Source organism: Archangium violaceum (assembly GCF_016887565.1).
GTDB lineage: Bacteria > Myxococcota > Myxococcia > Myxococcales > Myxococcaceae > Archangium > Archangium violaceum_B.
This window is the reverse complement of sequence record NZ_CP069396.1, coordinates 9,515,348-9,536,669: the sequence shown is the minus strand read 5'-3', so window position 1 is coordinate 9,536,669 and position 21,322 is coordinate 9,515,348. Positions and strand designations below refer to the sequence as shown.

Genomic DNA, 21,322 nt, shown 5'->3' with positions numbered 1-21,322 from the left:
CATGCACCTCAAGAAGAGGGCTCCGCGCGGCAACGCCCTCATGCTGACCGTCATCGCCATGGCGGTGCTGCTGCTGCTGGTGGGGGGGGCCATCCAGTTCACCAACTACAACCGCGAGGCCTCGTCGGAGAAGCTGCGGGGAGACCGGGTCGGAGCGTGTGCTGACGCGGCACGCCGCCACCTGCTCTCGCGCCTGAAGCTGTTCCGCGCGACCAGCGAGCTGCAGATCCTCGATACGAAGCTCATCGATGATCCGGATCCGAACGCGCGCACGCGGATCATGACCGGCCACTACTCCGCCTCGAAGACGGACACCACCGCGCAGGCCACGGTGGTGGGCGTGGATCCGGTGCTGATGGGCGCGTCCGGCCGCCAGGTGCGCGACATCGCCAATACCGTTCCCGCCTCGGGCGGTTTCATGGGCGGCCAGTACTACCGCGTGGTCGTCAAGTGCAAGGAGACCTCGGGCCGTGAGTCCGAGGTCGAGTTCCTCTTCCGGTACGGTCTGTGAGGATAGGCGCCATGTTCCGCAAGCTGACGCTCAGCTTCGTTGCCCTCCTGGTGGTGTTGTTGCGGGCGGACACGGCGGCCGCCATCGATCAGGCGGCCTGCTGCATGCCGACCACGTCCCGGCTGGACGCGTTGATGAACCCGACCCGAGGCGGCGACGAGAAGTTCTTCTCGCGCCCGGGTGGGCCTCCCAACATCCTCTTCATCATCGACACCTCCTCGTCGATGCATGCCTGGCCGAAGGACTGGCCCACCACCCCGCGAGGCTGCTCGGACTCCTTCCTCAACGGGCTGGGCTACAACAAGGACACCCCGTACGACCGGATGTGGACGGGCATCAGCAGCCAGTCCAACGACTGGTTCGCCAACACCAAGTATTACGAGGCGCCCACCAAGGGGTACGGCGTCATCTTCGGCAATGCCCCGCAGAACACCTCCAGCTGGTCGACGGCGGCCGACGCGTGCAAGTCCATCACCGCCATCGGCGCCAAGGACCAGAACACCTGTCAGACGTGCCTCGACACGCAGGGCTACTACATCCACGACGCCTCCACGCGGCGGGTGAAGGGCAACTTCCTCAACTTCTACGCGCCGCGTGACTCGGGCGCCGTGAAGGTGATGGCCGACGTCATCCACGACCTGCGCGAGGTGCGCTTCGGCGTGATGGGCTTCCAGACCCGCGCCGCCAAGACGTGCTGGGGCAAGAAGCAGGGCACCAACGCCCAGTGTCTCTGCATCCAGCAGCCCATGGGCCCGACGTGCGCCAAGTCCTACCCGCTGGACAACAGCTCGGTGGAGAACAACCGCAACTCGGTGCTCAACGACCTCACCAACGTCAACACCAACAACAGCAACGGCCTCGACTGGGATGACTGCAACACGCCGCTGGCGGATGCGCTCTACGCGGCGGGCTACCTCTTCCAGTCCAAGGCCTCCCCCACGCCCTTCTCCTCCTACCTGGGCAGCCACCCGACGAGCTCCAACTTCACCGCGGCGGATGGCGTCTGCTTCGAGTGCGGCTTCAACGCCGTCATCCTGCTGACGGACGGCGAGCCCTCCAGCGAGCAGAAGGTGGTTCCCCTCCCGTCCGCCATCACCAGCGATAACACGCCGTGCGATGGCTGCTCGGACAGCCAGCTGCACAAGGTGGCCAAGTTCCTGTGGAACAAGGATCTGCGCTTCGACATGTCGGGCCAGCAGCGCGTGGCCACGTACACCATCGGCTTCTCCGAGGACGTGACGGACAGCAAGCTGCTGCAAGAGACGGCGCGGCTGGGTGGCGGCAAGTTCTTCGCGGCCCGCAGCACCAGCGAGCTCAAGCGCGTGATGCTCACCATCCTGGATGACATCAACGCGCGCAACACCGCCTTCTCCACGGCGGCCGTCAGCACCCTGCAGACGCAGGACGCGGCGCTCACGGCCATCGTCCCGCGCATGATGCCGGCCAAGGACAACACCTGGGCGGGCAAGCTGTACCGCTACGAGCAGTTCAACGAGTTCGTCGAGGACCAGGACAAGAACGCCGACGGCGACCGCAACGACATCTTCCTCGTCGACAAGGAGGGGAGCATCGTCTCGGAGGACTCCTCGAGCGAGTACCGCAAGCTGCTGTCCGAGACGGGCGGCACCAACGGCACGCCGCTCTTCGGCGGTCCCGCCGTGCCCTACTGGGAGGCGAGCAGCGAGCTCGAGAAGCTCGGTCATGCCAGCCGCAACATCTGGACGGTGACGGACAACGGCTCGGCGAGCGGCGGGACGAAGGACGGACTGCTGACGCAGAAGGACGGGCTCGTCGCCTTCAAGCTCGCCAACATCTCCACGCTGCGCCAGTACCTGGCCGTGAGTGGGGATCCGCTGTGCCCCAGTGGCCTGGGGACCACCTACAAGCCGGGCCTCATCCTGAGCCGGATGCAGATGCCGGCGTATACGGACCTGGCCCTCAAGGCCGCGCCGCTCATGGTCGCCGCGGGCCTCACGGGGCTGCCGAGCTCCCTGACGACCCAGGACTCGTATGATCTGCTGTGCACGGCGCTGATCGTCCAGTACGTGCGCGGCCAGGACATCTTCGACGAGAACGGCAACAACAAGCGCGATGACACCCGGCCGTCCGTGCTGGGCGACATCTTCCACTCCTCGCCCATGGTGGTGGATCCTCCGGCAGACAAGTTCCTGTGCGACCTCGGCGTGACCACGCAGTGCGTGCGCACCCTCTACGCCACCAAGCAGAAGACCGGCGTGGAGTCCACGCCGATGGACCTGCGCAGCGATCTGCCCACCGCCTGCAACATCGCCACGCCCCTGCAGCGGGATGCCTACGAGGCCTACCAGTTCATCAACCGCAAGCGCGAGCGGCTCATCCTGGTGGGCGCCAACGACGGCATGCTGCACGCCTTCAGCGACGGGCAGGGCCAGGAGGACAGCTCGACGTGTGACGTGAACTACCCGAGCAACGCGACCGGAGGCGGCCTGGAGCGGTGGGCCTTCATCCCGGCGGACATGCTGCCGCGGTTGCAGGAGATGCTGCAGGGCCACTCCTACTTCGTCGACGGCGACATCATGGTCCGCGACATCTGGGCGGACGACAACGGGGATGGCCGCAAGTCCTGGGACGAGTACCACACGGTGGCCGTGGTGGCCGAGGGCCGCGGTGGCACGCACTACTTCGCCCTGGAGGTGCTGTGGAACGCGAGCGGCAATACGACGACCACCGTGAAGTCGCAGCCCGGCTTCCGCTGGATGTTCCCGCAGCCGTGCACGGACGAGGCGCTGCGCTTCGGCAAGACGCTCTTCAGCCTCAGCCCCAAGGCGCCGCCCATCGGCCCCGTGTTGCTGAGCACCTCCAACGGGCAGAAGCGGCACGGTGAGGAGGGCCCGTCGAGCGCCGAGCGCTGGGTGGCGATGCTGTCCGGTGGGTGGTCTCCCGGCGGCGAGAAGGGCCGCGGCATGTACATGGTGGACGTGTGGAACGGCGCCGTGAACGGCCGCAACGACAACCTGCTGTGGAAGTGGGAGTTCTCGGAGAGCGCCTCCGGCAGCACGGATGAGCCTCGGAAGTTCATGACGTATGGCTTCGTGGCGCCGGCGGCCATGGCGGACTACGGCGCCAACGACAAGCCGCGCTTCGACGGCTTCTTCGACACCGCCGTGGTGGGAGACCTGGGTGGCCAGCTCTGGACGCTGCGCTTCTTCCAGCCGGGCGTGCTCGACACCTCCACCCGGCTCATCGGCAACTGGAGCGGCGCGCGCTCCTTCTCGATGGACCGGGAGGGTGCGGCCGTCTCCGATGCGCGGAGCATCCGCAACCGCTCGCCCATCTACTACCTGTCCTCGCTGGCGGTGCAGCCGGGGAACCAGGCCCTGCGCGCCTTCGTGGGCTCGGGCAACCGCTACTCGCTGCTCGAGACCGGTGCGGGCACCTGCCGCTTCGACAATCCGCAGGCGTGCTCCAAGCTGGGGTGCGGCCAGGTCCAGGCCACCTACAAGCTGACGCGCAATGGCTCGGACTACCAGCGGATGAGCAACGAGTGGGCGGATCGGCTCTACTCGCAGGGCCGCTTCACGCCCTTCTCCAGCGCGGCGAGCTCCTCCTCCAACTTCTGCAGCACGGCGGGAGACCTGGACTACCTCACCGCCGAGTTCGAGTCCCGCAACGCGAACACGTGCCCCAAGCCCAGCGGCGGCGGAACGGTCAACTACGAGTTCGCCCGGACGAAGGTGGAGTGCGGTCAGAACTCGGCGGGTGTCTTCGACTGCCGCGTGCGCGACCCGGGCAACACGCTGAACATGAACGACCTGGACCTGAGCGCCTCCTCCACGTCGGGCTCGCTCGGCAAGAACCGCTTCTACGGCCTCTGGGCCTATGGCGGCAAAGCGGAGCGCATGTTCGACGAGAGCCTGTCGGCGACGCCCACCTCGAAGAACCTGGCCAGGGACTACGATGGACGGCGGCTGACCGATACCGGCGGCACCGGCAGTGGCAGCCTCGTCGACGTGACGAACGTCGAGTGCGACGCCAGCGGGACGTGCGAGTGCGCGGCTGGAAAGACGTGCTCCAGCTCGAAGCTGGTGGCGGGCGAGGACGACTCCGGCTGGTTCTACGAGTACGAGGGTCTGCAGCACAAGACGGCCGGCGGCGCGGCGGTGCTGGCGAGCTGCTCGATGTGGAACTCCATGTACCCGGCGCCCACCACCTCCACCACCACCACGGCCTGCGCGGGCTCCAGCAACAACCTGGCGCGCCTGCACCAGGCGGACTTCATCACCGGTGCCCCCAACTGCGCCGCGGGCTTCCTCGGCAAGGACGGGTACGCGCGCTACCAGACGCGCTCGGTGCTGGCGCCTCCGCCCGAGCCCGCCACGGCCATCCAGGTGTCGAAGACGGGGCAGGTGAAGTACAGCACCCTCTTCGTCGAGCCCGGCAAGTCGCAGGCCACCGAGACGCAGGTCTCCTCCGACACGGACGTGCTGCAGTACGTCTACGAGCTGCCCGTGCCGCGCACCCTGCACACGTGCCGGCATGATCGGACGAACGGCGGCCAGGAGGCGTGCACGGCCTCGGAGATGTGAGGCGGGGACCGAGACGCACCCCGGGGCCCGTCCTCGCCACGCGGCGATGGCGGGCCCCGTCGTCTCGGGCCAGTTGTCGGTCGGAATGCAAGACCGGGCGAGCAGGCACCTGACACCTTCCCGTGGTTCGGGCGATGCCGTAGCCTGCGCTCCCCATGTCCCGGCGCGGTCCGTTCGCCCTCTGTCTGCTTCTCCTCGGTGCCTGTCAGCGGACCTCTCCGCCGGCCGCCCCGGCCGCCCCCGATGCGGGCACCGTGGCCGTCACCGCGTCCGCGCCCGGGCCCGCCGCGCCCGTCGCCGCTCCCGTGCCCGAACCGCTCCTCCCCTGCAAGTCGGGCGGGTCCAATCCGCTCGACGCCGCGTTGGACTACCTCGACGCGGGCAAGTTCCCGGAGGCCCTCTCCTGCGCCGCCCAGGCCTCGGCCCTGGAGCCCGACTCGGCCTCCGCCCATGCCGCGCGTGGCGAGGCCCTGGGCGCCCTCGGCCGCACGACGGAGGCGCAGGTGGCCTATGCGCGGGCGCTGGCCATCGATCCCGAACACCCGGACGCGCTGCTCGGCGCGGCGCACCTCTACGCCGTGCAAATGCCCTCCAGCCGTGAGTACGACGAGCTGGGCGCCCTCTACGCCGAGCGTGGCCTGTCCCAGCCCGACGTGTCCCCGGAGATGCTGCCCCGCTTCGCCCTGGTGGCCGCCATGGCGATGAACGATTTGGGGCAGGCCTCCGAGGCGCTCCAGCGGGCCTCGCTCGTCCTGGCGCGCGAGCCCAACAACCACGAGGCCGCCTACGAGAAGGCCCTGGCACTCTTCGAGCTGTGCCGCTTCGCCGAGGCCAGGGTGGCCTTCACGGGCCTGCTGAATGATCCGGAGCGCGGCGCGCACGCCCATTACCACCTGGGCCTGTTGATGGAGCGCGAGGGCAAGTGGAAGCAGGCCCAGGTGCACTTCGACAAGGCGCATGCCCTCTCGCCGCAGGACTTCCCGGTGCCGCCCATGCCCTCCGCGGCCGAGTTCCGCGAGGACGTGGCCCGCGCGGTGGCGGCCCTGCCCGAGGACATGCGCAAGGATCTCTCCGGGGTGCCGGTGCGCGCCGAGGAGCTGCCCGCGAGCGAGGATCTGCTCTCCGGCGAGCCGCCCCTGTCTCCCGCCATCCTCGGCCTCTTCCGGGGCCCGCCGCTGGGCGAGCCCTGTGATGGCTCGGAGACGCCCTGCCGCTCGGTGGCCCTCTACCGTCTCAACCTCGCCCGCGCGGTGCGCTCGCGGGAGGAGCTGCGGGAGCAGATCAAGGTGACGCTGCTCCACGAGGTGGGGCACCTGCGGGGCGAGGACGACCAGGAACTGGCCGCCCGCGGCCTGGAGTGACACAAGAGTTCATGACCCGTTCTTCCCAGCCCACCGCCCGAGTGAGTCTCAAGGGGGCCAAGGCCCTGCGCCGGGGCCACCCCTGGCTGTACCGCACCGAGCTGCTGGAGCCGCCCCAGACGCAGGAGCGTGGCGCCGTGGTGTCGGTGGTGGACCCGCAGGGCAACCCCGTGGGCCAGGCCTTCTATGCGCAGCGCTCGCCGCTGGCGCTGCGGTTGCTCACGCGCAAGGGCCCCTCCGAGGAGAAGGTGGACGAGGCCCTGTTGCGCCACCGGCTGGAGCTGTCGCTCGCCCGGCGCGCGCCGCTGCGTCAGCGCGACGGCGTGCGCCTGGTGCACGGGGAGTCGGATCTGCTGCCCGGCCTCTTCGTGGACCGCTATGGCGCGGGCCTCACGCTGCAGACGCTCTCCGAGGGCATGGATGTGCGCAAGGAGTGGGTGGCGCGCACGCTGGCCGAGCTCACCGGCGCCACGCACGTGGTGTGCCGCGACGATGCGTCCGGCCGCGACTTCGAGAGCCTGACGCGCGAGGTGCGGCTGCTGCACGGCCAGGGCGAGGCCCGCTTCACCTACCACGAGGGGGAGAACCTCTTCGAGGTGGACCTGCTGGGCGACATGAAGACGGGCGCCTTCCTGGACCAGGTGGACAACCACCTGCGCGCGGGTGAGCTGGCCCGGGGCGAGGCGTTGGACCTCTTCAGCTACCACGGGGGCTTCGCGCTGGCGCTCGGCCGGACGTGTGACTCGGTGTTGGCGGTGGAGCAGGACCCGAAGGCCTCCGAGCGCATCCGCGCGAACGCCGCGCGCAACGGGCGCACCAACGTCTCGGTGGAGAACGCCAACGCCTTCGACGTGCTGCGCCGCTTCTCCGAGTCCAACCGCCGCTTCGACACGGTGGTGGTGGATCCGCCGGGGCTGGCCAAGCGGCGCGAGGGCCTGTCCACCGCCCTGCGCGCCTACCACGAGCTCAACCTGCGCGCCCTCAAGTGCCTGCGCCCCGAGGGCCTGCTCGTCACCTGCTCGTGCTCCGGCAAGCTCTCGCGCGAGGCCTTCGAGGAGATGGTGCTGTCGGCCGCCGCGGATGCGAAGCGGCCGGTGCAGATTCTGGAGCGCCGGGGCGCGGGGCTGGACCATCCGGTGCTCGGTGGCCTGCCGGAGACCGAGTACCTCAAGGCCTTCTTCGTCCGCGCGCTGTAGGCCCCGGGGGGCCCGGCGTCAGATGCCGAGCTCCTCGCGCAGCCGCTTCACCTGCTTGAAGTACTCGGTGCGGGGGAAGGGGACGTTGAGGATGTGGAAGTCCTTCTTGGAGAGGCCCACGCTGCCGAAGCAGTAGTTGCTGTCGGACATGTTGCGGCACAGCACCAGGTAGGCGCTGCCGGTGCAGTTCTCGCTCTGCACGCAGTAGGCGCACTGGTGGCACTGCTTGCAGTCCACGCAGTGCGTGCAGTTGTTGCACAGCTCGCAGCGGGTGCAGTGGGTGCACTGGTAGCAGCTGTCGCAGTCGCGGCAGAACATGCAGTTGGCGCACCGCTCGCAGCCCTGGCACGCGTAGGAGCCGGGGTTGCCCGGGTCCGCCGTATAGAGCTTGGCCAGCCGCTGGTACTGCTCGAGGAACTCGCGCTTGCTCATCGCGGTCACCTGTTGGCGCGCCGCCGCCTCCTCCGCGAGCACGTCCGGTGCGTTGGCCCGCGTCCCTCTATCCTTCACCACGGATGCTCCTTTCCCTGGCGGTCCGGGCCGCCGGGCGGCTGGCTCAGTCTCGCCAGCCCCTCGAGGTCGATACCACGCGCCACCCGGCGCACCTCCACGGTGCCCGGAAAGCCGCGGCTGCTCACCGCCACCACGTAGCGGTTACCCACCAGCAGGCTGGCCTCGGCCAGCCCGTTCGTCTCGTCGTAGCGTACGAAGCCCACCGCCTCCTTGTCCTTCCAGAAGATGGGGGCGGTGGGATCATTCGGTGCGCGGGCCCGGCCCTCCTCGGCCGCGGAGCGGATGGCCTGCCCCAGTTTCTCCCCCAGGGTGGTGTCCACGATGCGCACCTTCACCTCCCGCTCCTCACCACGCGCGAAGCTGCGCTCGGCCTCGCTGACGGACACGTCGCCATAGCGGCCGGTGGAGCCCCCATCCTGGGTGCGCGTGAGGCCCTCCAGGGCCTCGGGCAGGAAGGGGCGCAGATCCTCGAAGTGGACGCAAGGAAAGGTCTTCGGGGCGTCAGCGGAGGCCGTCTCCGGGGCTCCCGGTGTCGTCTTTCCACCACCGGTGCAGGCGGTGCCCGCGAGGAGTGCGAGGAGAAGGAGCCGTCGTGGAAAAGAATAGTCGCGCACGGGGAGATCAAAGGGTATCCCCGGGCCGCGCGCAATGGACCTCTCGAAGCTCAACGCCCCGCAGCGCGAAGCCGTGCTCACCACCGAGGGCCCCCTCCTGGTGCTGGCAGGCGCCGGCAGCGGGAAGACGCGAGTCATCACCAACCGCATCGTCCACCTGCTCGACAAGCGGCCGGGTGGCATCCTGTCCCGCAACATCCTGGCGGTGACGTTCACCAACAAGGCCGCCACGGAGATGAAGGAGCGCCTGGTCCACATGGCGGGACCCCGGGCCCAGAACGTGCTGGTGTGCACCTTCCATGCCTTCGGCGCGGAGATGCTCCGCGAGGACATCTACCGGCTGGGCTGGCCCAAGAAGTTCTCCATCGCCGACCAGGGCGATCAGGTGGCCATCATCAAGCGCGCCATGCGGGACAGGCGCATCGACGACCGGGCCTTCGATCCGCGCAAGGTGCTCAACCTCATCTCCAAGGCGAAGAACGCGGGCAAGACGCCCCAGCCGCTCGGGGAAGGGCAGGGGGACGACTACGACATCATCGCGCACATGGTCTACGAGTCCTACCAGCTCGCGCTCAAGGCGCAGGGCTCGGTGGACTTCGATGATCTGCTGATCCTCCCGTCGCGGCTGCTGCGCGAGCACGGGGATCTGAAGGAGAAGTACACCCAGCGCTTCCGCTACATCCTGGTGGACGAGTTCCAGGACACCAACCAGGCCCAGTTGGATCTGCTGCAGCTGCTGGCCAGCGGGGAGACGCGCAACGTGTGCGTGGTGGGCGACGACGACCAGTGCATCTACAGCTGGCGCGGCGCCGAGGTGCGCAACATCCTGAGCTTCGACTCGTACTTCTCCGGGGCGAAGGAGGTGCGGCTGGAGCAGAACTACCGCTCCACCCAGGTGGTGCTGGACGCGGCCAACGCCGTGATCGCGAAGAACCCAGAGCGCAAGGCCAAGCGGATGTGGTCCGAGCGCAAGGGGGGGCCGCGCATCAAGGTGGTGACGGCCCCCACCGAGGAGGAGGAGGCCCGGTACGTGGCCCAGGAGATCTCCAGGCTGATCGCCGGGGGGATTCCGGCGGATGAGATCGCCATCCTGTACCGGGTCAACGGCCAGGCCCGGCCCATCGAGGAGATGCTGCGCGAGAAGGGCATCCGCTACGAGGTGGTGTCGGGCAGCGAGTTCTTCGACCGGCGCGAGGTGAAGGACGTCATCGCCTACTTCAAGCTGATCGCCAACCCGCGGGACGAGACGGCGCTGCTGCGCATCATCAACGTGCCGGCGCGAGGCATCGGCGACGTCACCATGGAGCGGCTGGTGGCGCACGCGCGGCGTGACAGCGTGTCGCTCTGGGGCGCCATGGAGCGCGCCGAGGGGTACGAGGATCTGCCCAAGGGCGCGGCCGAGAAGGTGAAGGATTTCCTCCAGCTCGTGGAGCGCTACCGGCAGTCGTACGAGCAGGGCCAGCTGGCGGCGGTGACGCGCAAGCTCCTGGAGGAGATAGGCTACAAGGACGACGCGCGCTCGTTGACGACCTCGCAGGCCAGCGCGGACCGGAAGCTCAAGTCCATCGATCAGGTCATCAACTCCCTGGAGGCCTTCGAGAAACGCGAGGGCCCCAAGGCCAGCCTCCTCACCTACCTGAACCGGCTCAGCCTCGACACCCGCCAGGAAGAAGAGGAGGTGCCCGGCGGGCAGAAGGCCGTCACCCTGATGACGGTCCATGCCTCCAAGGGCCTGGAGTACCGGGCGGTCTTCTTCATCGGCATGGAAGAGGAGCTGATGCCCCACAAGGGCATGCAGGGCGAGGCGCAGAACCTCGAGGAGGAGCGCCGGCTCTGCTACGTGGGCATCACCCGGGCCAAGGAGCTGCTCTACCTCACCCGGGCCGCCATGCGGGTGAAGCGGGGGAAGGAGGTGCCGCGCACCCCCTCGCGCTTCCTGGACGACATTCCACCCGAGCTGGTGGAGCTGGAGGATCTGGACGCCCCCCGCAAGGGCCCCCCTTCGGATCAGGAGAAGAACTTCTTCGCCAACCTCAAGGAGCGCTTCAAGGCCCAGGGAGCGGGCGGGAAGGCGCCGGCCCCCCCGGCGGGGCCCCCTGTCCAGGGCCCGGCGGGAGCGGCCCCTCCTCCCACGGGAACGGCGGGTGGGGCACGGTGAACGCAGTGCGACCTTGACTTGCCTCCCGCCCCCCTCTAAGACGGTCGGCCTTTCCGGGCCAGCTTGGAAGTTCTCAGGGTGGACCCGTGGTTGCTTTGGCTACAGGCGCTTCGGGCGCCAACCACGTTTTTGGAGTTCAAACAATGTCGCAGAGGACCTACAGCGCGAAGCCGGCGGATATCAAGCGCGATTGGCACGTCATCGACGTGAACGGCAAGGTGCTCGGCCGCGCCGCCAGCCAGATCGCCACCCTTCTCAAGGGCAAGCACAAGGCGATGTACACCCCGTCGATCGACACGGGTGACCACGTGATCGTCATCAACGCCGAGAAGGTGGTCGTGACGGGCACGAAGGAGCAGGACAAGATGTACTACCGGCACCCGCGTGCCGGTTTCCCGGGTGCGCTGAAGATCACCAACCTGGCCAAGCTGCGCCAGCGGCACCCCGAGGACATCATCATCAACGCCGTTCGCCGGATGCTGCCGCGCAACGCTCTGGGCCGTCAGATGATGACCAAGCTCAAGGTGTATGCCGGTGACCAGCACCCGCACGCCGCCCAGAAGCCGGTGGCGCGCGAGGTCGAGGCGTAAGCGCTCCTTTCCCTTCCCACTTTCCGCACCTTTTTTAGAGAAGAGACGACATGGCTACCGCCACCGAGAAGGGTTTCTATGGCACCGGCCGCCGCAAGGAGGCCACCGCGCGCGTGTGGATCCGCCCGGGCACTGGTGTTGTGATTGTCAACGGCCGCGACATCAACGTGTACTTCGGCCGCGAGACGTCCAAGATGATCCTGAACCAGCCGCTGGACGTGCTGGAGCAGAAGGGCAAGATCGACATCGAGGTCAACGTGCGCGGCGGCGGTCTGAGCGGCCAGGCCGGCGCCATCCGCCACGGTCTGTCCCGGGCCCTGTGCAACTACAACCCGGAGTTCCGTCCCGCGCTGAAGAAGGCCGGCTTCCTCACGCGTGATGCCCGCGCCGTCGAGCGCAAGAAGTACGGCCAGCCGGGCGCGCGTCGCCGGTTCCAGTTCTCCAAGCGCTAAGCCGTCTTTCACGGTTTCGCTGGGAGTACCACCGCGGCGGGGGTTCCTTCGGGAGCCTCCGCCGTCGTGCTTTGCGGGCCTGGGCAGGCGGTCGAGCCTCGCCCGGGGGGCTCCTCTCGGGTCCGGTTTGACGTGCTACCATCCCGGACCATCCATGGAACTCAACGAGATCCTCCAGATTGCGCTCCGCGGCGGTGCCTCCGACATCCACCTGAAGGCGGGCCTGCCGCCGATGTTCCGGGTCGACGGCTCGCTGGTTCCGCTGAAGGACGGCAAGCGGCTGCCTCCCGAGGAGGTGGCTCGCATGGCCTTCGGCATCATGAACGAGTTCCAGAAGGAGAAGTTCAAGCAGAGCAACGAGGTGGACCTGGCCTACGGCGTCCCCGGGCTGGGCCGCTTCCGCGTCAACGTCTTCCAGCAGCGCGGCACCGTGGGCGCGGTGCTGCGTGTCATCCCGTTCAAGGTGATGACCATCAAGGAGCTGCTGCTGCCGCCCATCCTGGAGAAGATCTGCCTGGACGAGCGCGGCCTGGTGCTCGTCACCGGCACCACGGGTTCGGGTAAGTCCACCACGCTCGCGGCGATGATCGATCACATCAACGCCACCGAGACGAACCACATCATGACGATCGAGGATCCGATCGAGTTCCTCATCCGGGACAAGCGCTCCATCGTGAACCAGCGCGAGGTGGGCGTGGACACGATGTCGTTCGCCCAGGCGCTCAAGAGCGCGCTGCGGCAGGACCCGGACGTCATCCTCGTGGGCGAAATGCGTGACCACGAGACGATCGAGACGGCGCTCGCGGCGGCGGAGACGGGCCACCTGGTGATGTCCACGCTGCACACGCTGGACGCCACGGAGACCATCAACCGCATCGTCTCGGCGTTTCCGCCGTACCAGCAGAAGCAGGTGCGCATCCAGCTGGCCAGCGTGCTCAAGGCGGTGGTGAGCCAGCGCCTCATTCCGCGTGCGGACGGCAAGGGCCGCGTGGCCGCGGTGGAGGTGCTGCGCTGCACCGCCCGCGTGAAGGAGCTCATCGAGGACAAGGACCGGACGAAGGAGATTCCGGACGCCATCTCCCAGGGCTTCGACACGTACGGGATGCAGACCTTCGACCAGTCGCTGATGTCGCTGGTGAAGCAGGGGCTCGTCACCTACGAGGAGGCCCACCGGCAGGCCACCAATCCGGACGACTTCGCGCTGCGCTTCTCCGGCATCAGCGCCACCTCTGACTCGAAGTGGGACAACTTCGAGGCCAATGGCGCCGCCAAGCCCGTGCCCGGCTCGGCGAGCTTCGGTCAGAACCAGCAGCCCACGCCGGCGCCCGTGGCGACTCCGGCCCGTGCGGTGCCCACGCCGTCCGTGGCCCGCCCGGGAGTGCCCGCCGTCTCCCCGGCATCGCGCCCGGGCATGCCCGCCGCCGCCGCGCCGCCCACGTCGCGCGCGGGGATTCCGACGGTGGCCGCCCCTCGTCCCGCCGCTCCGGCACCCGCGCCCGCCGCCGCTCCGAAGGCGCCCGCGCCGGCCGACGACGACTTCCAGATCGAGCGCTTCTAGCCCCACCTTCCCCCTCCCTTCCCTCTCCCTCCGGGAGAGGGGAGAGGGGGAGAGTTGCCCCTCAGGGGAGAGTTACGCCTCCTCGTCCCCGAGCTGTGCCCTCAGGCGTGACAGCCGCTGGGGGCCGATGAGCCCCTCCCGGGCCAGCACCTGCAGGAAGTCCACGGTGGCGTGCAGGCCGGCCTCCAGCTCGGCCTCGGGCTTCTCCGCGAGCTCGGCCTCGTAGAGCGCTTCCATGTGCTCGGGGTTGATGGGGGTGGGGCCCTCGCCCCAGGCGGTGTCCACCAGGGCCCGGGCGATGCGGGCGCGGGTGTTCCGCTCCGCGTCGTCCTTCGCCGCCTTCTCGAAACCGTAGATGAGGGCATCCACCTGCTCGCGGGTGAGGGCGGCCAGGGCGGGCACCTCGCCGAGCGCCTCCTGGACGTACGAGCTGTCGAACGCCTCCACCTCCTCCTCGTAGCCGAAGGCCTCCTCCAACATGATGGAGGCGATGAATGCGTCGGTCTCGTCGGGATTGGCGCCCTCGCTGGCGAGCGCCTCGCGGGCCTTGGCGGTGACGGCGGAGAGGGCCGGATCCTCGGCGATGGCGCGCGCGGCGGCGTAGGCGGCCAGGAAGACGACGGCGGCCTCCGCGTCCGAGGACAGGTGGCGCTTGCCGGTGGTGCCCAGCAGGGCATTGCGCTTATCGGGGTGGGCGGCGGCGGTCTCGACGAAGAACCGCTCCTCGGGCTCGAGCGGCTCGCCATTCTTCTCCTTCTGGAGCGTCTCGCGGGCGGCATCGGGGCTGAGGTAGCGGGCGATGAGGGGGTGCATGCCGCGCCTGTTACCACATGCTAGAGAGCAGTCGATGGACTCCGAGGACTCCACCCCCGAGGAAGTCAGGCGCGCGACGGACGCGTGCCTGCGATTGTTGGCCGTGAGGGCGCGCAGCCGGCACGAGCTGCTGACGGCGCTCGAGCGCAAGGGCTTCCCCGAGCCGGTGCGCGAGGCGGCGCTGGAGAAGGTGAAGGGCTGGGGCTACCTGGACGACGAGCGCTTCGCGCGGGAGCGGGCGGCGGTGCTGCTGCAGCGGGGCAAGTACGGCCCCCAGGCGGTGCGGCAGCGGCTGCAGGCCCACGGGCTGAGCCGCGAGGAGGCCCACGCGGCGGTGTCCGCGGCCAGCGAGTCGGTGGAGTTCGACGCGGAGGCCGCCGCGCGCCAGGTGTTGGAGCGGCGGGGGCTGCTGGGCCGGACGCTGGAGCCCAAGGAGAAGGCACGGGCTGGCCGGCTCCTGGTCAGCCGGGGATTCTCCTCGGACGTCATCCAGCGGGTACTCGGTGACGGGACGCTGGAACCTTCGGGGCTGGACGATTAGCTTGCCCCTCCCATGCGTTTCCTTCGAGCCGTCTGCCTGACCGCCCTCCTGTCCTCCGCCGCTGGCTGCGCGGCGCTCTCCACCGGCCAGGCCGGGGATCCCGAGTTCGCCAGCGAGGCCGATGCCAACCTCCGTCTGGGCGACGAGGCCCTGGAGCGGAAGGACTACCTGCAGGCCGAGAAGTACTTCGAGCACGTCCGGACCAAGTACCCCTACCTGGACGTGGCCAACGAGGCCGAGCTGAAGCTGGCGGACCTCGACTTCGCCCAGGAGCGGTACTCCGAGGCGCGGGAGAAGTACCAGTCCTTCATCAAGCTGCACCCCACGCACCCCCGGGTGGACTACGCCGCGTACAGGGCGGCCCTGAGCCACTTCGAGGACATCCCCTCGGACTTCTTCCTGGTGCCGCCCTCGACGGAGAAGGACCAGACCGAGGTGAGGGCCGCGCTGGTGGCGCTCAACGACTTCGTCCGCCAGTACCCCGACTCTCAGTACCTGGGTGAGGCGAAGCAGAAGCTGGAGCAGACGCGCGAGAAGCTGGCCGAGCACGAGATGTACGTGGCCAGGTTCTACGCCCGGCGCGAGCGTTGGAAGGCCGTGGCGCAGCGGCTGGAGTCGTTGCTGAAGAACTACCCGGGCACGAAGCTCGAGGAGGAGGCCCTCTTCGATCTGCATGACGCCTATGTGCGGCTCAACGACGCGGAGCGCGCGAAGCAGACGTTGCAGCGGGTCATCGAGCGGTTGCCGGGGACACCCGCCGCAGAGCGGGCCCAGCGGATGATGGGGTCGTGAGGAGCGCCGACGACTGGAGTCGGTGGGGTGGTGTGGTCATCGCCGTACTGGCCGCGGTGGCCGCGTTGTCGCTGGTGATGCCGCGTCTGTTGGGCGTGGCGGCGGGGCCGGAGGTGGAGATCATCACCGCCCTGAAGGCCACCGAGAAGGACGGGATGGAACTGGCCATCCCGGGAGTGGGCACGCCGCTGCGGTCCAAGGGTCACCACTTCGCGCGCATCACCGTCAACGTGGAGCCGGGAGGGAAGCGGGCCGTGGCCTGGGCGACCCTGGACTTCACGGGCCGGCTGGAGCGCACGGAGGTCAGTTCGCTGGGTGTGGAGCGGGTGCCCTTCGTGCGCCGCGGGCGCGAGTGGATGCCGGAGGGGCTGGCGGCGCCCCGGCTGGCGGCGGTGGTCCGCACGTTGGAGGCGCGGCGCCGGGCGCTGGAGGCGGGGGAAGGGAAGGCGCTGGAGGCGCTGCGGGCCCCGGACGCACGGGGGGATGGTGGGGGAGGGGAGGAGGCGGCGGAGGTGGGGAAGGTGCTGGAGGTGCGGCGGCGGCGCTACCGGGCCGAGGCGTGGTTCCTGCGGCTGGAGCGGGACGAGGCGGTGGCCAGCGAGACGTGGAGGTTGGAGGGAGATCTGCCCTCCCGGCCCGTGGATGAACGGGGGCAACGTCGTTTGTCGCTGATTCGTAGTGGAGAGGAATTCTTGTTTTCGGCCGGTCTCATGTAGTCTAGGCCGTCGTTCTCAGCGGGGTCCTGGTGGAGGGTTGGGAGGGGAGAGGGGCGAGGGACGGAAGAGGGCTGAGGCTCGAGGTACCACTCATCATCGAGGTCGTAGCACCGTGAGCACTCCGACGCCGGGCAAGACGTACGCGCTCAAGTTCATCTCCGGCAAGTACCAGGGCGGCGAGTTCCCGCTGAAGGCGGAGAAGCAGATCGTCATCGGCCGTTCGAGCGAGCTCGACATGGTGCTCGTCGAGGACATGGTCTCGCGCAAGCACGCGCGGATCATCGTCAACGGGGCCGGGCAGATCTCCATCGAGGATCTGGGTTCGACGAACGGCACCTTCGTCAACGGCGAGAAGGTCAAGCAGGCAACGCTCAAGGAGGGGGACCGCATCCTGATTGGGACCTCCATCCTGAAGCTCATCCAGCAGGGGGCTGGCGTCGGCGAGGTCGACGACGCGATGGCCAAGCAGAAGCTGGAGGAGGCGGCGGCGGCGCAGGCGGCGCGCACGTCGACGAAGGCCTCGTCGATGACGGGGAAGATCGAGGAGATTCCGCTGCCGGACCTGCTGCAGCTCTTCCACACGTCGAAGAAGAACGGCGTGCTGGTGGTGAGCAACGATCACGAGGGGAAGATCTACCTGCGGCAGGGCCGGGTGTACTACGCGGTGATCGACGAGAACCACAACCTGGGGCCGCAGAAGAGCTTCAACCGGATCGTCACGTGGGAGCAGGGCGACTTCGAGCTGCGTCCGGCGGATCCGCAGGAGTTCATGGTGGAGCTGGACTCGTCGACCGAGGCGCTGCTGATGGACGCGCTGAGGCAGCTGGACGAGTACAAGCGAATCCAGAAGGAGCTGCCGGGGATGGGGACGCAGCTGACGCTGGCGATGCCGATGACGGCGCCGCTGCGGGAGCTGGCGCCGGAGCTGCTGGACGTGTTGCAGCAGATTCACAACTACGGCTCGTTGGGCGGGGTCCTGGACCATTCGGAGCAGGACGACGTGCAGGCGGCCGAGGCGGTGCTGCAGCTCATCAAGCGCGACTACGTGCGAGCGAGCTGAGCGCCATCCACCGCCTCTCCAATCTCCCCCCCCAATCCTCCCTCTCCCTCTGGGAGAGGGTCGGGGTGAGGGTATAGAGGTTCACGACTTCCACCGTAGAAGAGGCCCACCGTGTCCGAAGATCAGAAGCCGCGCCGGCTGACAGAGCTGTCACATTGCGCGGGTTGAGCGGCCAAGATCCGGGCCGCGGACCTGGCGCAGGTTCTGCGCCAACTGAAGACTGCGAAGGACACGAGGGCGCTGGTGGGATTCAACACCAACGATGACGCGGCCGTGTATCGAGTGGCGCCGGGGATGGCGCTGGTGAGCACGGTGGACTTCTTCCCGCCGGTGGTGGACGACCCGTACCAGTTCGGGGCCATCGCGGCGGCGAACGCGCTATCGGACATCTACGCGATGGGGGCGAAGCCGCTGTTCGCGCTCAACCTGGTGGGCTTTCCGAAGGATCGGCCGCTGGACGAGCTGTCCCGAATCCTGGCGGGAGGGCAGGCGAAGGCGGACGAAGCGGGCATCCCCATCCTGGGTGGGCACTCGGTGCAGGATCCGGAGCCGAAGTACGGCCTGGCGGTGACGGGGCAGGTGCATCCGAAGAAGGTGCTGACGAACGCGGGGGCGAAGCCGGGGGACGTGCTGATGCTGACGAAGCCGTTGGGCTCGGGCATCGCGACCACGGCGATCAAGCGCGGGGTGGCGTCGGAGGAGCTGACGGAGCGCGTGGTGGCGTTGATGTCGGCGCTGAACAAGAAGGCGGGCGAGGTGTTCGCCTCGGGCAAGTTCAAGGTGAACGCCCTGACGGACGTGACGGGCTACGGGCTGCTGGGGCACCTGCTGGAGATGATGACGGGGGCGAAGGCGAAGGCGTTCCTGGACCTGGAGCGCATCCCCATCATCTCGGAGGTGCCGGAGCTGGCGCGGCAGGGCGTGGTGCCGGGCGGGACGAAGTCGAATCTGGCGCACGTGGGCAAGAAGGTGCGCTTCCCCAAGGGGCTGCCCGAGGACATCCAGTGGGTGCTCGCCGACGCGCAGACGAACGGGGGCCTGCTGGCCTCGGTCCCGGCGCGTGACGTGGCCAAGGCCTACAAGGCGCTGGAGCGGGCCGGGGTGGACGTGGCCCTCATCGGCGAGGTGGGCGAGGGCCGCACCGGCATCGAGGTTGTCGGATAGCGGGCCCTGGGGAGGGGGAGGGCGCCGGGGCGGATTCGCTGTGGTGCGCCACCTCCGGTAGCATCCAGGGTCGGCATGATGCTCCGTCCCACTGCCCTGGTTGGCCTCCTCGTCGTCCTCTGCCTGCCCGCGCCCTCTCTGTCGGCCGAACGCCCCGCGCGCATCGTGGTGGATCCCGGCCACGGTGGCGCAGTAGGGGGAGCCCAGAGTCCCACGGGGCTGCTCGAGAAGGACGTGTCCCTGCAGGTCGCCCGGCGGGTGAGGACGCTGCTGGAGAAGGAGCTCGGGGCGCAGGTGCTGATGACTCGGGACGAGGACATCGCGCTGCCCCTGCCCGAGCGGGTGGAGTTCGCCAACGAGCAGAGGCCGGACCTCTTCCTCTCCATCCACTGCAACGCGATGCCCACGAAGCGCACGCGCGCGCGGGTCCAGGGAATCGAGACGTACTTCCTGTCGGCCAACGCCTCCAACGCCACGGCGCGAGCGGCCGCGGACCGCGAGAACGCCGAGGCCCCGGTGGCGAAAGGGGGACACGGGGACTCGACGCTGGCCTTCATCCTCCAGGATCTGGCGCGCACCGAGGCGCACCAGGACTCCTCGCGCCTGGCGTACGCCATCCACCAGAAGCTCATCGCGAGCACGGGGGGTTCGGACCGGGGCGTGCTGCAGGCGCCCTTCTACGTGCTCAATGGAGTCGAGGCGCCCGCCGTCCTCATCGAGGTGGGGTACATCTCCCACCCGGAGGAGGGAGGCCGCCTGGGCCGCGCCGACTACCAGGAGCGGCTGGCCACGGCCATCACCGAGGGCGTGAAGGGGTTCCTCACGGAGATCCGCAAGCGCGACGCCCCGAAGGGGCCCAAGGTGGCGGCACCCGCCACGCCCTGACACTGGCGCGCACTCGTGCCGGACAGCGGGCCCCCGCGTCTGGTAGAGAGGCGCGCGTCTTCCCCTAGCCGAGGAGCATCCCGTGCGGTCCTTCAACCGTGGGGCGCTGGACTTGCGCCCCGTCACCCTCACCCCTGGTGTCACCCGTTACGCCGAGGGATCCGCCCAGGTGGAGTTCGGCCACACCCGCGTGCTCGTCACCTGTTCGGTGGAGGACCGGGTGCCTCCGCACCTGCTGGGCAAGGGCAGCGGCTGGGTGACGGCCGAGTACGGCATGCTGCCGCGCGCCACGCACTCCCGCTCCCAGCGCGAGGCCGCCAAGGGCAAGCAGACGGGGCGCACGCTCGAAATCCAGCGCCTCATCGGCCGCTCCATGCGCGCGGCGGTGGACCTGTCGACCCTCGGGGTGCGCACCTTCACCCTGGACTGCGACGTGCTCCAGGCGGACGGCGGCACCCGCACGGCCTCCATCACCGGCGCCTACGTGGCCCTGGCGCTGGCCTTCCGTAAGCTGCACAAGGATGGCGTGCTCACGCGCATGCCCAAGCTCAACCCGCTGGCCGCCGTGTCCGTGGGCGTGGTGAAGGGCGAGGTGCGGGTGGACCTCGACTATGACGAGGACTCCTCGGCCGACGTGGACCTGAACCTGGTGGCCACCGCGGATGGCCGCATCGTCGAGCTGCAGGGTACGGCCGAGCACCAGACGTTCGACCGCAAGACGCTGGACGCCATGCTGGACGGCGGGCTCGCGGCCATCCGCCAGCTCGTCGAGGCCCAGCAGAAGGTGCTCGGAGGGTGATGCGATGAAGCCCCGCCTGCTCTTCGCCACCACCAACGCGGGCAAGCTGCGCGAGCTGCGCGGCCTCGTGGGGGACGCGGTGGAGGTGCTCGCCTTGAGCGACCTGCCGCCCGTGCCCGAGCCCGTGGAAGACGGTGCCACCTTCGAGGAGAACGCCGAGAAGAAGGCCCGCGCCTACGCGGACGCCACCGGCCTGCCGGCGCTCGCGGACGACTCGGGGCTGTGCGTGGACGCACTCGGAGGCAGGCCCGGGGTTCACTCCGCGCGCTACGCCGAGGGGAGCGACAAGGCACGTTACGAGAAGCTGCTCGGCGAGCTGTCGGGGGTGCCGGACGAGAAGCGCACGGCGGCCTTCATGTGCGCGCTCTGTCTGGCCCTGCCGCGGGGAGGCCGCGCGGTGATCGAGGTGGGGCGCTGCGAGGGACGCATCGGCCACGAGCCCCGGGGCTCGCACGGCTTTGGCTACGATCCCGTCTTCGTCCTGCCCCAGGGCAAGACGATGGCGGAGCTGACGTCGGAGGAGAAGGCGGGCTTGTCGCACCGGGGTGTTGCCTTCCGGAAGATGCGGCCCCACCTGTTGGCCCTGGCGGGCAGTCCGGCTGTCGGAGGGTGAGCAGGCGTCAGATACGTTTGCCTTGCACGTCCGTTCCGGATGGTTCAACAATGCTGGACTTTATCGGGGCGTAGCGCAGCCTGGTAGCGCACCTGCCTTGGGCGCAGGGGGTCGGAGGTTCAAATCCTCTCGCCCCGATACCGCAGTAACGCTGTACGGAGAGAACTGGGCGCCAGTAGCTCAGCTGGATAGAGCATCGGCCTTCTAAGCCGAGGGTCGTGGGTTCGAGTCCCGCCTGGCGCGCCAAGCCTCCCGCTGTGACAAAGGGCTTGAACAGTGTCGGTTTCCACGGTAGGGAAGCCGCCACGTTTCAAGGCGGTTGTTCGCCATGACGGCGGCCATAGCTCAACTGGTTAGAGCGCAGGACTGTGACTCCTGAGGTTACCGGTTCGATCCCGGTTGGCCGCCCTTCTCATCCCCT

19 protein-coding genes and 3 tRNA genes are annotated in these 21,322 nt (G+C 68.8%); 19 read left to right on the top strand and 3 right to left on the bottom strand.

Going from position 1 to position 21,322, the window contains the following annotated elements:
* Position 1 precedes the first annotated feature (1 nt).
* From JRI60_RS37910 to JRI60_RS37895, 4 genes are all read left to right on the top strand, one after another.
* A complete protein-coding gene (locus JRI60_RS37910) occupies positions 2 to 511 on the top strand; it encodes a hypothetical protein (protein WP_204220905.1) in 510 nt (169 codons plus the stop codon).
* A gap of 11 nt (positions 512 to 522) precedes the next feature.
* Positions 523 to 5,076 (top strand): pilus assembly protein, encoded by a 4,554-nt coding sequence (locus JRI60_RS37905; protein ID WP_204220904.1) that lies wholly within the window; start codon positions 523 to 525, stop codon positions 5,074 to 5,076.
* A 155-nt stretch (positions 5,077 to 5,231) separates the two neighbouring features.
* Positions 5,232 to 6,437: a metallopeptidase family protein gene (locus tag JRI60_RS37900; RefSeq protein ID WP_204220903.1), complete on the top strand. Its 1,206-nt coding sequence runs from the start codon at positions 5,232 to 5,234 to the stop codon at positions 6,435 to 6,437.
* Between the two features lie 11 nt (positions 6,438 to 6,448).
* Entirely contained in the window at positions 6,449 to 7,633 is a 1,185-nt protein-coding gene (locus tag JRI60_RS37895; protein WP_204220902.1) for a class I SAM-dependent rRNA methyltransferase, read from the top strand.
* 18 nt (positions 7,634 to 7,651) lie between these two features.
* Here JRI60_RS37895 and JRI60_RS37890 read toward each other — a convergent pair whose 3' ends face one another.
* Both JRI60_RS37890 and JRI60_RS37885 read right to left on the bottom strand, forming a co-directional pair.
* Positions 7,652 to 8,146, bottom strand: coding sequence for a caib/baif family protein (locus JRI60_RS37890; protein WP_204220901.1), 495 nt, complete (start codon positions 8,144 to 8,146; stop codon positions 7,652 to 7,654).
* Positions 8,140 to 8,760: a hypothetical protein gene (locus tag JRI60_RS37885; protein WP_204220900.1), complete on the bottom strand. Its 621-nt coding sequence runs from the start codon at positions 8,758 to 8,760 to the stop codon at positions 8,140 to 8,142. The genes JRI60_RS37890 and JRI60_RS37885 overlap by 7 nt, the downstream gene beginning before the upstream one ends.
* A 34-nt stretch (positions 8,761 to 8,794) precedes the next feature.
* Here JRI60_RS37885 and JRI60_RS37880 point away from each other — a divergent pair, with 34 nt between their 5' ends.
* The 4 genes from JRI60_RS37880 (at position 8,795) to JRI60_RS37865 (ending at position 13,518) form a co-directional block, all read left to right on the top strand.
* Positions 8,795 to 10,918 carry an ATP-dependent helicase gene (locus tag JRI60_RS37880; RefSeq protein WP_204220899.1) on the top strand — a complete coding sequence of 708 codons (2,124 nt, stop codon included), beginning with the start codon at positions 8,795 to 8,797 and terminating at the stop codon, positions 10,916 to 10,918.
* A 143-nt stretch (positions 10,919 to 11,061) separates the two neighbouring features.
* Entirely contained in the window at positions 11,062 to 11,508 is a 447-nt protein-coding gene (rplM, locus tag JRI60_RS37875) for a 50S ribosomal protein L13 (protein WP_204220898.1), read from the top strand.
* Positions 11,509 to 11,558: 50 nt separating this feature from the next.
* Positions 11,559 to 11,960, top strand: a complete 402-nt coding sequence (gene rpsI, locus JRI60_RS37870) for a 30S ribosomal protein S9 (protein WP_047856232.1) — start codon at positions 11,559 to 11,561, stop codon at positions 11,958 to 11,960.
* A gap of 154 nt (positions 11,961 to 12,114) precedes the next feature.
* Positions 12,115 to 13,518 carry a type IV pilus twitching motility protein PilT gene (locus JRI60_RS37865; RefSeq protein ID WP_204220897.1) on the top strand — a complete coding sequence of 468 codons (1,404 nt, stop codon included), beginning with the start codon at positions 12,115 to 12,117 and terminating at the stop codon, positions 13,516 to 13,518.
* 72 nt (positions 13,519 to 13,590) lie between these two features.
* On the opposite strand, the gene JRI60_RS37860 is transcribed toward JRI60_RS37865, so the two are convergent.
* Positions 13,591 to 14,331, bottom strand: a complete 741-nt coding sequence (locus tag JRI60_RS37860; protein WP_204220896.1) for a hypothetical protein — start codon at positions 14,329 to 14,331, stop codon at positions 13,591 to 13,593.
* A gap of 34 nt (positions 14,332 to 14,365) precedes the next feature.
* On the opposite strand from JRI60_RS37860, the gene JRI60_RS37855 reads away from it, so the two are divergent.
* The 11 genes from JRI60_RS37855 to JRI60_RS37805 all read left to right on the top strand — a co-directional run bounded on the left by JRI60_RS37855 (position 14,366) and on the right by JRI60_RS37805 (position 21,309).
* On the top strand, positions 14,366 to 14,872 hold the full coding sequence (locus JRI60_RS37855) for a regulatory protein RecX (RefSeq protein ID WP_204220895.1): 507 nt from the start codon (positions 14,366 to 14,368) through the stop codon (positions 14,870 to 14,872).
* A gap of 12 nt (positions 14,873 to 14,884) precedes the next feature.
* The gene (locus JRI60_RS37850; protein ID WP_204220894.1) at positions 14,885 to 15,664 is read left to right on the top strand and encodes an outer membrane protein assembly factor BamD; all 780 of its coding nucleotides are present in this window, start codon (positions 14,885 to 14,887) and stop codon (positions 15,662 to 15,664) included.
* Positions 15,661 to 16,380 carry a hypothetical protein gene (locus JRI60_RS37845; RefSeq protein ID WP_204220893.1) on the top strand — a complete coding sequence of 240 codons (720 nt, stop codon included), beginning with the start codon at positions 15,661 to 15,663 and terminating at the stop codon, positions 16,378 to 16,380. The genes JRI60_RS37850 and JRI60_RS37845 overlap by 4 nt, the downstream gene beginning before the upstream one ends.
* A 112-nt stretch (positions 16,381 to 16,492) precedes the next feature.
* Positions 16,493 to 17,440: a DUF4388 domain-containing protein gene (locus JRI60_RS37840; protein WP_204220892.1), complete on the top strand. Its 948-nt coding sequence runs from the start codon at positions 16,493 to 16,495 to the stop codon at positions 17,438 to 17,440.
* A 111-nt stretch (positions 17,441 to 17,551) separates the two neighbouring features.
* A complete protein-coding gene (gene selD, locus JRI60_RS37835) occupies positions 17,552 to 18,604 on the top strand; it encodes a selenide, water dikinase SelD (RefSeq protein WP_204220891.1) in 1,053 nt (350 codons plus the stop codon).
* A gap of 75 nt (positions 18,605 to 18,679) precedes the next feature.
* Positions 18,680 to 19,489, top strand: a complete 810-nt coding sequence (locus JRI60_RS37830; protein ID WP_204220890.1) for an N-acetylmuramoyl-L-alanine amidase family protein — start codon at positions 18,680 to 18,682, stop codon at positions 19,487 to 19,489.
* 82 nt (positions 19,490 to 19,571) lie between these two features.
* A complete protein-coding gene (rph, locus tag JRI60_RS37825) occupies positions 19,572 to 20,288 on the top strand; it encodes a ribonuclease PH (RefSeq protein ID WP_204220889.1) in 717 nt (238 codons plus the stop codon).
* A 4-nt stretch (positions 20,289 to 20,292) separates the two neighbouring features.
* A complete protein-coding gene (gene rdgB, locus JRI60_RS37820; protein ID WP_204220888.1) occupies positions 20,293 to 20,901 on the top strand; it encodes an RdgB/HAM1 family non-canonical purine NTP pyrophosphatase in 609 nt (202 codons plus the stop codon).
* Positions 20,902 to 20,965: 64 nt separating this feature from the next.
* Positions 20,966 to 21,039: transfer RNA gene (locus tag JRI60_RS37815), tRNA-Pro, on the top strand.
* A gap of 31 nt (positions 21,040 to 21,070) precedes the next feature.
* A tRNA-Arg gene (locus tag JRI60_RS37810) sits at positions 21,071 to 21,147 on the top strand.
* Between the two features lie 88 nt (positions 21,148 to 21,235).
* Positions 21,236 to 21,309: transfer RNA gene (locus JRI60_RS37805), tRNA-His, on the top strand.
* Positions 21,310 to 21,322: the final 13 nt, after the last annotated feature.